Source organism: Nostoc sp. NMS4 (genome assembly GCF_017115095.1).
Classification (GTDB): Bacteria; Cyanobacteriota; Cyanobacteriia; order Cyanobacteriales; family Nostocaceae; genus Nostoc.
This window is the reverse complement of record NZ_JABXKI010000430.1, coordinates 1-10725: the sequence shown is the minus strand read 5'-3', so window position 1 is coordinate 10725 and position 10725 is coordinate 1. Positions and strand designations below refer to the sequence as shown.

General features: G+C 40.3%; 8 protein-coding genes, 1 pseudogene and 2 riboswitches. Of the genes and pseudogenes, 3 read left to right on the top strand and 6 right to left on the bottom strand.

The features are described from left to right. Positions 1–122: 122 nt before the first annotated feature. From HWQ37_RS34095 to ntrB, 5 genes are all read right to left on the bottom strand, one after another. Positions 123–1061, bottom strand: a complete 939-nt coding sequence (locus HWQ37_RS34095; RefSeq protein ID WP_292755743.1) for a hypothetical protein — start codon at positions 1059–1061, stop codon at positions 123–125. Between the two features lie 162 nt (positions 1062–1223). Beyond that, the gene (locus HWQ37_RS34090) at positions 1224–1844 is read right to left on the bottom strand and encodes a universal stress protein (protein ID WP_292755745.1); all 621 of its coding nucleotides are present in this window, start codon (positions 1842–1844) and stop codon (positions 1224–1226) included. 199 nt (positions 1845–2043) lie between these two features. Continuing rightward, positions 2044–2274, bottom strand: a riboswitch (cyclic di-AMP (ydaO/yuaA leader). Positions 2275–2291: 17 nt separating this feature from the next. Beyond that, positions 2292–3128: an ABC transporter ATP-binding protein gene (locus tag HWQ37_RS34085; protein WP_292755744.1), complete on the bottom strand. Its 837-nt coding sequence runs from the start codon at positions 3126–3128 to the stop codon at positions 2292–2294. A gap of 50 nt (positions 3129–3178) precedes the next feature. Further along, positions 3179–4621, bottom strand: coding sequence for an ABC transporter substrate-binding protein (locus HWQ37_RS34080; RefSeq protein WP_292755741.1), 1443 nt, complete (start codon positions 4619–4621; stop codon positions 3179–3181). Positions 4622–4713: 92 nt separating this feature from the next. Then, positions 4714–5565 (bottom strand): nitrate ABC transporter permease, encoded by an 852-nt coding sequence (ntrB, locus tag HWQ37_RS34075; RefSeq protein ID WP_292755740.1) that lies wholly within the window; start codon positions 5563–5565, stop codon positions 4714–4716. A gap of 97 nt (positions 5566–5662) precedes the next feature. Next, positions 5663–5877, bottom strand: a riboswitch (cyclic di-AMP (ydaO/yuaA leader). 438 nt (positions 5878–6315) lie between these two features. On the opposite strand from ntrB, the gene HWQ37_RS34070 reads away from it, so the two are divergent. Further along, positions 6316–7506, top strand: coding sequence for a sensor histidine kinase (locus HWQ37_RS34070; protein ID WP_292755739.1), 1191 nt, complete (start codon positions 6316–6318; stop codon positions 7504–7506). Between the two features lie 243 nt (positions 7507–7749). Next, positions 7750–7878, top strand: coding sequence for a hypothetical protein (locus tag HWQ37_RS34065; protein WP_292755738.1), 129 nt, complete (start codon positions 7750–7752; stop codon positions 7876–7878). Positions 7879–8081: 203 nt separating this feature from the next. On the opposite strand, the pseudogene HWQ37_RS34930 reads toward HWQ37_RS34065, so the two are convergent. Continuing rightward, positions 8082–8380, bottom strand: a pseudogene (locus HWQ37_RS34930) (transposase family protein); the annotation flags it as partial. Positions 8381–8682: 302 nt separating this feature from the next. On the opposite strand from HWQ37_RS34930, the gene aspS reads away from it, so the two are divergent. Next, complete coding sequence (gene aspS / locus HWQ37_RS34060; RefSeq protein WP_292755736.1) at positions 8683–10470, top strand: aspartate--tRNA ligase; 1788 nt, start codon at positions 8683–8685, stop codon at positions 10468–10470. Positions 10471–10725: the final 255 nt, after the last annotated feature.

Sequence of the window (10725 nt, the reverse complement as noted above, 5' to 3'; positions counted from 1 at the left end):
GTGCTTATCTCAATGGATTAATCTTTGCTCGCTAAATAAAAACTGGGATGCTCCCGAAATAGAGGGTAAAACAAAGAAAAAGTGTTCGCGCAGATAATTCGCAGACTATGGCTTTCAAATCTTCAATATTTAGATACTTTTCCCTGGAGTATTAAATCTTTCAAACCTACATAAAACCCTTCTTTTGCACGTGTAACAGCTTGAATCCCTGCTTTAATTTCTTCAGCAACATTATATCCATTTACAATTCCATTGTTTGCCTTTGCTTTTTCAACGATAGTAAGAGCAGGTCCGAGAATATCGGCGTAATGCAGTGCATCATGTTTGATATGATCGTCAATATACTTTCGATTTTTTTTCTTTTTGATAACAACTTCTGGAGAACATTTTTCGGTAATTATAAATACTTCTGAAAACAATTTATCTCTTCCCAACTGTATCTTTTGAAACTCTTTTACAAGATATATCTCTGTTGCAGCTAACATTCCTGCTAGAAAATAACCATTTTTCTCTACAATTAGTTTTTTCAGTGGATCACGGTGGTTTCCAATAGTTGAATCCATCGGCTTCTCAGACTTGAGATCGATACCAATCGCTTGACAATAATCTTGCCGCCATGATTCGTGTGAATTTTCAAATACCTGAACACCATTGGCAATACCCATCTCATCTTCATAGTTATACCGAAACTCATCAGCAAGCTCTTTGTGACCAAGCTCACAAACAAGAGTTTCACCATGCATCAAAAGCTCTATAAACCAGTCGGCACTAAAGTAGTGCTGAACAACGAAGTTTTTGAAGTCTTGGCGATTCACATTTGCCTGGGCAATAGCATTCAAAACTTGAGTATTGTTTACAACGTCTTTGATTTCCTTATAAATAAATCTCGAAAACTCATTTTTGATTTCTGATGAGATTTTGTTAAATGTGTCTTTGCGCCAACTGTTGCGAGTAAATGTATAATTCTCAGAAACATAATTGCTATCTATACTTTCTTCAAAATCAGCAATCTCTGTTAATAATATATTTGATGATGATTCGGTTATCTGAAAACTGTGCATAGTTCTACTTTTTTGTATATGACATCAAAGTAAAAGCTTAATAGCGAAAAGTTAAGACATTATTATTTTTTGTTAAAATTAAGAATTAAAAAAGTCACCTAGTTGTAGGTGACTTTTATATGATTAAAATTTGATAAAAACTACTGAAATTTCAAACAGCAATTATTCCTCAATACAACTGGGAATACCCAAAACAGCACAGGGGAAATTAAAACCTAGAGCCTCAATCATCGGGTGATTGACAGAGTTGCAACCTAAAAACAAAATATCGGCAGCTTCTGATTCAACAACTTTCTTAAGTTCTGTGGCAATGGAGCCAAACCGCAGGTGAGATTTGAAGGAACCTTGCCATTCTTCAGCCAGACTCCGGGCTTGCCAAAGAATTATATCTGCTTGTTGTAGCGGTGCGATCGCTGTCTGTAATTTGGGTTGAGTTAATACCTGTGTGACAGACTTTGATACTTCACTAACTTGACATTCCAACGAAGGCTGTTGTTGGGGAAAACTCAAGATATTTGGATACTGAGCGCTTTGATTATCTTCTACCACATAAACAGCTTGAACTGTAACTTCTGCATTAGTGGCTAAACGGGTTTGATGGGCAATCCAAAAAGCAATATCTAGTGCTGTATGACTGTTGGGAGATGCGTCATAAGCAACAATTAAGTTAACTGCTTTTGAGCTTTCAGGTTTTTTTGAAAAAGGTTTTTTTGGTTCTGGCAGCAGTACCATTTGGTCAATTAAGTCATTTCGACCTGTGGCACTTTGCAGACGTGCTAACATTGGCTTAATTTGCACAGCTTTACTTCTCCTAATGAAATGAATTAGCAATGAGAAGCAGGGGGACAAATTTTAGATTTTAGACTTCGGCTACGCTCAGTCGAACGATTTTGGATTTTAGATTGAGTGACGATAACCAAAATCTCAAATCTGAAATCAGTCAAGGAAACCCCAATAATAACTGTATTACAGCCTAAGTCTTGGGGGTTCCTTCCATTGCCTACGGAGTTAGCTGACGGGCTAAGACTGGAAGGTGTCTCTCTCTTAGTAGTGCTGAGTGGTGAGTGCTGAGTGCTGAGTTAATATTAATAATTTTTAACTAATTCTTAACTTCTGACTCTTAACTCCTCATTTTCTATGAGATACGCCCCACAATATGGTTCCTCCGTTCCAAATCCAGCTTTCATGAATTTGAATTAGGCTACCCACTAAAAAAAATGATAATCTAATTTACTCGTCTTGGGCAAAATATCGATCGAGGAAGTTTAGGGCGTGGTTACGGAGTTCAAAATACTCTTTTGAGTTTCGGATGGCGGCGCGATCGCGTGGACGCTCAAAAGGAACTTCTAAAATCTCTCCTATACTAGCAGCTGGGCCGTTGGTCATCAAGACGATGCGATCGGACATATAAATTGCTTCGTCTACATCGTGGGTAATCATCATCACTGCTTGACGATTATTTTCCCAAATATCCAATACCTGCTGCTCTAATTTACCACGAGTTAGTGCATCTAGCGCCCCAAAAGGTTCATCCATTAGCAACATTTTGGGACGAATTGCTAAGGCTCTGGCAATACCTACTCGTTGTTTCATACCTCCAGAAATTTCATCGGGATATTTGTCAGCCGCCGCCGTCAAGTTTACCATTGCCAAGTGTTGATTTACAATGCTAATTTTTTCAGCCCGATTAGCATTTTTTAACACTTCATCCACGGCTAAACGGATATTTTCTCGTACTGTTAACCAAGGTAACAGCGAATAGTTCTGAAACACCATCATCCTTTCGGCTCCCGGCTGACGAATTTCTTTGCCATCTAGCCTGACTGAGCCGGAAGTAGCTTTTTCTAAACCAGCTACTATTTTTAGTAGAGTTGATTTCCCACAACCTGAGTGACCAATTACAGAAATATATTCATCTTCACCAATCGTAAGATTAACTCCATCTAAAACCACAAAGTTATCTTTATCAGGTGTCGGATAAGACTTGACTAAATTTTCAATTTCTAAAAATCCAGGGCGGGTCAGAACTTTGTTCTGGGTATTAGTAGGTAATGAGGTATATTCCATCATCAAAGGCTCCGCAAATAATTTAGTCAATCAATATTTAAACTTGGGATTTAAGACATGAAAAAGCGAGTGGGAGCATTAGCTCTGATGTCAAAACTATTCAGATAACCCACAGGGTCGCTGGGGTCGAAGCCTTTCTTATCTATAAATACTTCTGGTGGTTCGACCTTGTAATCATCCTTGGGACATTCAATGCCCATTTCTGATGCTATCTGCCGATATAAATCTGTTCTCCAACCTTGTTCGGCAAATTTCTCGGCATTTTTGGGAAATTCCTTAATTTGTCCCCACCGCGCTGCTTGTGTCATTAACCAGATACTTCTCGATCTCCATAAGAATGTTGAGTGTTCTCCTGGCTTTTTGGGAAGGTTGTCAGGAATATCGAAGAAAATCGTGGTGTCAGCAGCTTTGATGGTGCGGTCTTTGCCGTCAAAGCCGCCATAGTTGTAGTTACCGAGAATTCCGGGACTTGTAAATTTTGCAATTGGGGCATTTTTCTTTTTCGGTCTAGCACCTGTAAAGGAACGTTCTGTCAGGAGTTCGGCTACTTCTTGGCGGTTTTCTACTTTGCTGCAATATTGGCAAGCTTCAATCATCGCCTTGACGAGGGAACGATAGGTTTTGGGATATTTGTCGATGAAAGATTCCATCACCCCCAAAAGTCGATCTGGGTGTCCTAGCCAGACTTCTTTGCCTTGGGCGAAGGTAAAGCCGATGTTTTCGTTACCTGTGATTGCTCGTGTATTCCAGGGTTCTGCAACCATGTAAGCTTGCATTGCACCAATCCGCACGTTTGTTACCATTTGGGGAGGTGGAACGATGATAATCCGAAATTCTTTAAGTGGATCGACACCTGCGGCGGCGGATATGTAACGGACAAAGTATTCGTAAATGGCGGAACTCAAAACAACCGCCCAAACTTTACCTTCTGGCGGCTGCTTGTCAAAGTAGCCTCGGAAATCGCGCCCAAAGGCTTCTAAAGCACCATCGCCATATTTTTCTTGATACTCGTACCACGGACGTAGCCCAAAATCCCACATGGCTTTGTTCATGGTCATGGCGTTACCGTGGCGGTGGATGGTCATCGCTGCACACAAGGGGGCGTGGCGTGCGCCTTCAGCCCCAATTCTAGCGTTAGTGACAGCACCAGAAACTACGGGTGAAGCATCGAGGCGACCAAATATTAAACCGTCGCGGGAAGTAGCCCAACTCGCTTCGCGGTTGAGTGTGACATTCAAACCATATTTGCGGAAGAAGCCTTTTTTCCAGGCGATCGCAAATGGCGCACAATCATTAACAGGAACGTAACCAACAGTAAGATCGGCTTTTTCTAGGTCGCCGCTTTTAACTACTGGTTGCACAGCTAAAGCTTCTTCAGTCAATCCTTTAGCGGATGTATTTCCTGAAATGCCACAGGAGGACAACGCCATTCCCGCCGTTGTTGCTCCTATTCCCTTGATAATATCTCGCCGAGTCCAGTTAATATCACCCATTTTTGTAGCTCCATTGGTGATTAATTGCTCATGCTACAAGCGCAGAGTCACGTTATATCTTGCTGTTTTGATCGCAGCCGAATTCTTGTTTGTTAGTTGGAAGTTTTAGGGCGATGGGTTACTAATTCTTCGATTTTGCCCACGGCGTAATCCAGAATTAACCCAGTTACACCAATTATCAACACAGCTAAAAAGACTGAACTCAGGTTTAAGCGACTCCATTCATCCCAGACAAAAAAGCCGATACCAACACCGCCTGTAAGCATTTCCACGGCAACGATTACCAGCCAAGCTATGCCTAAACTAATTCGTAAACCAGTAAAAATATACGGCAAACTTGCAGGCCAAATGATTTTTGTAATCCGCCGCCAACGGGGCATTTCCAGGACTCGTGCCACATCTAAATAATCTTTGGGAACGCTAGAAACTCCTAAAGCAGTATTAATAATTGTCGGCCATAGGGAGGTAATGAAAATTACAAAAATCGCTGAAGGATCTGCCAAATTGAAAATTGCTAAGGCGATGGGTAGCCAAGCTAAGGGCGATACAGGTTTAAAAATTTGAATGATGGGATTGAGTGCTAGCATTGCAGGTCTGGACATGCCAATTAGAAACCCCAGAGGAATTGCTACTACCGCACCTAACAAAAAGCCTATTAATACCCGGCGCAGACTTGCGATTAACAACCAACCAATTCCCAAGTTGCCTGGGCCTCGCTGGTAGAAGGGATTTAAGATGTAGTCTAGATTAGCGATGAACGCTTCTGGTGGGGTGGGCATTAATTCATGGTTGGCAAGTGCAATAATCCACCACAACACAATTATTCCCAAGAAGCCCAATACAGGTAGAATGAAGACATCTCTAAGGATAATAGGGCTTGCCTTTTTCCAAGCAGTCTGTCCAGCGATCGCTGCGATCGCTGCTAAATTTAGTTGAAATATCATTTATGACCTCAACAGATTTAAGTGCAGGTACAAAAAATTTGAGCAGTACCAGCCTTGGACACCGATGAGATCGGAACATTATAAAAATGCCGTCTCTTCAGTCTCCTCTCAATGCCTACGAAGTTAGCTGACGGGCTAGGGCTGAGAGATGCCCTTCTGAAGAAAGTTATGAGTTATGAGTTATGAGTTATAAATTAAGTATTTAGGAAACTAACTTCTAACTCCTCACTTTCTCTGAGATACGCCCCACAATTTGGTTCCTCCGCTCCAACATCACGCACTGTGAGTTGTTGGATTAGGCTGACTTACTCTAAAGTATAATTACTAAGTTATGTACATTATAACATTGATATACATAATATAACATAGATACTTCAGTGAAAGTATCTGTCTTCCAATCAATCTTGTTTATTTTGTTACTTAAATCAACTGGCTACCCTGACTTTTTGGTAATCTCAAAAATTGATGATTTTGGTTATCTTGTGAATCAAATCTTTGTATAGCAAGCTAAATATTTTCGTTAAGTCAAGTCACAAGGCAATTACTAGACTTGTATTGATAGTGTTAAGATATATATTATACTTTCTGATTTTTATATACGGATATTAATTTAACCAACAGCAGAATCTCTCGAATCTATTTCTTTTGGTAGGTGAAACATATCACTAATTTTGGTAAAACACCACACTAGTCGCTAAACTATTTGGATATGGAAGTTTACTCATCTATCTCCTAGCTGAATTTAACATAATGGATTTTAGTCAAGTACTGGCTGAAAAAACGGACATCATCCTTGATAAATGGATTTTAGCTGTTCGCAAGGATAGACGGATTGAAAGTGCTGATGACCTATCTTATACAGGGGTGAAGGATCACATCCCTGATATATTAAAAGCTATGGTGACAGTGCTTTCAAAATCCCAGGATAATGATATTCAGTCAATAGTTACTGCCAGTTTTCAGCATGGAGCTATTCGAGCGGAACAAGGTTTTGATCCAGCAGAAATTGCTAGAGAATATCATCTGCTGCGAACAGTAATATTTGATGCTCTACAAGCAGATTTATCAAAGGGAATTCCGTCAGAGATAATTCGTTCTATGCGTTTGATTGACGCTATCATAGACGAAGCGATCGCTCGATGTTTCAAGAGTTATGTTGAGGAACGCTTGCGGGAATTACAGAAGTTGCAAGTATCACTAACGCTCCATAATGAGGAACTCACGCAGCTAATTAGCGCTAATCAAGAGTATCTTTCGCAGCTAGCTCACGAATTGAAACATCCTTTAACTTCCATTATTGGTTATTCCGATCTGTTTTTACGCCAACAACGACGCAAGACTGAGATTAAAGACAATTTTACCAATTTAGAACATATTGAGCGCGTACTACGCAATGGTAGACATTTACTCCATCTGATCAATGATGTACTAGAACTTTCGCGCTATGAGGCAGGACAGATTAAACTCCAATTAGTGCCTATCGATGTATGTGCATTAATTGATAATGTATGTGAAATGTTGGAACCTTTAGCTGCGGGAAAAAATTTACAAATCGTAGTCGATTACGAACGCCTCCCCGAAAAACTAATTACAGATTCTTTTCAATTGCAACAGATTATTACAAATCTTATTAGTAATGCGATTCGTTATACAGAGTCGGGGACTGTTATTATCATGTGTCAGGTGTTGGAGAATCAGAGATGGGCGATCGCAGTTTCTGACACTGGAGTTGGCATTACACCCGAAGACCAAGCCCAGATATTTGAACCCTACTTTCGCGTCAGTTCTAGCGATCGCCCCTATCTTCCTGATAGTACAGGATTGGGGTTAGCGATCGTCTCGCGGTTGGTAAAATTATTGCAAGGTCAAATTAACCTAACTTCGCAGGTAGGCGTTGGTTCTACTTTCACCGTAATTTTTCCCTTAGAAGTTCTTTCTTAGTGCCATTCGGTTAAAGAGGTAGATAGTAAGGAGTTTTCTCCCTATCTAGCTCTTTGACAATAGTATTCAACGTAGAATGGAGCAAAATTTTCAACAGGATTACGGAATTGTGATGACATGGCTTGAAGTGATAATCATCAGAACACAAACTGACTGCGTTCACTGAACTTTTTGCTTGACTAACTCCAAGCAAGAAATATTAAAACAGGCAAATAATTAAAGCTATAAAGGAGATAAATTAAGATGAGCGAGAATAATAATCCACAACCCCAAAAAAAACAACCTCCTAAGACAATAGGAAAACCACCGAAGACTGAATTTATTAGCTCCGAACAACAGCCCAAAACACCAAAATTATCAGATATTAATTAACCAGGAGTAATCCCTAATTAATCCATGCAGAAATTTCTGCGAAGGTAATTAAGAGGTTGTCATGAAATAACTCAAGGCAACTTTTCTCAATTTATTTGGTAGCTGAATATAAATTTTAGCTTAAACTTATGATGCAAACCTCAACAAAAATAGTCATTGAAGATATCTATCTTTAAGAGATCGAACTGACGGACGCTGAAGCTTTATCTATTAATGGTGATTGCAAAAATGAATGCTTGTAGTTTGAGTAAAAACCCTTCGTAAGTAACAGCATGAATTGATTTTGGAAAAACAGCAGTGATACTACTAAACACTGCCTCAATATAATGTCTTGTATGTTGCTTAACATACTGATTCCAAGGTTCATCTTGACGCTTAGATTCTTTTTCCGCATTACTTTCAAGAATATTTGACTGTTTTGTTCGAGGTCGTCTTCAGTAGTATAATCTGTGTACGCAGAATCACCATATACTTCGCTACCAGGCAGTAAATTTAATGGCAAGTCAACTTTGCTGAAGTTAATGCCGTTTTTTTGGTATGCTGATATTAACGGGTTTAGGGTGGTATCATGGCTGAAAGCGGCAATTTTAACAAAAGAATTGTAAAATCGTGCGATCGCTAGTAAAAGAGACATCGCCTACAACATCCCTGTCCCCTCAAATAAATCACCTCCGCCACGATAATAGTGTGAGATTATTTGATTTTTTATTTCACCATAACTACTACAATTACTATTGATGCTAGATAATGGGAAGGCTTTGACATTTTCTTGCCAATCTAGCCCGGAAACAATAACTAAGACTTATGCGAACTCACTATTGCGGCGAACTCCGAAAAGAACATATTGGAGAAACTGTTACCTTTTACGGATGGATAGACCGTCGCCGCGATCATGGTGGTGTGATATTTTTGGATTTACGCGATCGCTCTGGAATTGTCCAAATCGTCAGCGATCCGCAACGCACCCCAGATTCTTACGAATATGCAAACACCCTGCGAAATGAATATGTTGTCAAAATCACTGGTAGGGTAACACAACGTCCCGAAGAATCGTTGAATACCCGCATCCCCACAGGCGAGGTAGAAATTTACGCCGATAAAATTGAACTACTCAACGCTGTTCGCAAACAGTTACCTTTCCAAGTTTCTGTCGCTGATACTGAAACAGTGCGGGAAGACTTACGGCTGAAATATCGTTATTTGGATTTGCGACGCGATCGCATGGCGCAAAATTTGCAACTGCGTCATCAAATTGTTAAAGCGATGCGTCGTTATTTAGAAGATTTGGAAGGTTTTATCGAAGTCGAAACCCCAATTCTTACCCGTTCTACCCCAGAAGGGGCGCGGGATTATGTTCTACCCAGTCGCGTCAATCCTGGTGAGTGGTATGCTTTGCCGCAATCACCCCAGCTATTTAAACAATTGCTGATGGTATCCGGCTTAGATAGATATTATCAGATTGCGCGTTGTTTTCGTGACGAAGATTTACGCGCCGACAGACAACCAGAATTTACTCAGTTGGACATGGAAATGAGCTTCATGTCCCAAGAAGAAATTATCGAACTAAACGAGAATTTAGTTTGCCATATCTACAAAACCGTCAAAGGCATTGAGTTACAGCGTCCTTTTCCGCGTCTTACTTATGCTGAGGGGATGGAACGTTATGGTAGCGATAAACCAGATACACGCTATGGTTTGGAATTAGTTGATGTCTCAGATATCGTCAAAGACTCTAGTTTCAAAGTCTTTCGAGACACTGTTATCAATGGTGGTATCGTCAAAATTCTACCCATTCCCAACGGTAACGATGTAATTTCTAATGTCCGCATTAAACCAGGTGGCGATTTATTTAAAGAAGCCAGCGAAGCCGGTGCTAAAGGTTTAGCTTTTATCCGCGTCAGGGATGATGGCGAAATTGACACCATTGGGGCGATTAAAGACAATTTAAGCGAAGAACAAAAACAAGAAATTTTACGCCGCACAGGTGCAAAAGCTGGACATTTGTTATTGTTTGGGGCAGGGGAAGCTGCTACAGTTAATAAAACTTTAGATAGATTACGACAAGCGATCGCTAAAGAATTTAACTTAATCGATCCCGAAAAAATCAACTTGCTCTGGATTACAGATTTCCCAATGTTTGAGTGGAATGCTGACGAAAAGCGCCTAGAAGCACTACACCACCCATTTACAGCACCACATCCTGATGATTTGAGCGACTTAAAGACTGCACGCGCCCAAGCTTACGACTTAATACTCAATGGCGTAGAAGTTGGCGGCGGAAGTCTGCGGATTTATCAGCGAGAAATTCAACAGCAGGTGTTTGAAGCGATCGGTTTATCTCCTGAAGAAGCACAAAGTAAATTTGGCTTCCTCTTAGAAGCATTTGAATATGGTACACCGCCGCATGGTGGCATCGCCTACGGTTTAGATCGTTTGGTAATGTTGCTAGCTGGCGAAGAATCGATTCGGGATGTCATTGCTTTTCCAAAGACACAACAAGCACGTTGTTTGTTAACAGATGCGCCTTCGAGTGTTGATGCTAAACAGTTGAAAGAATTACACGTTGCTTCAACTTATAAACCAAAGTCTTAACTCGACTTCATTCAATTAGGCGGTATAAACAGCAATATCGTTTGTTTCATTGCCAATACCAAACAAGCCAATCCAAGGTGCGCTCTATTACCTAGTGTTTTGGAAACAAACCCTTTGCGCTCTTTGGGTTGGAGTACTACTTGTATAATCCAACTCGCTCTGAATGCAATTTGCTAGAATTAATATAGTTTTTGTTTCTAAAATCTAGAATAAATCTAGCATTTTATTATGATTATGCGCCTTCCCACAATTGCT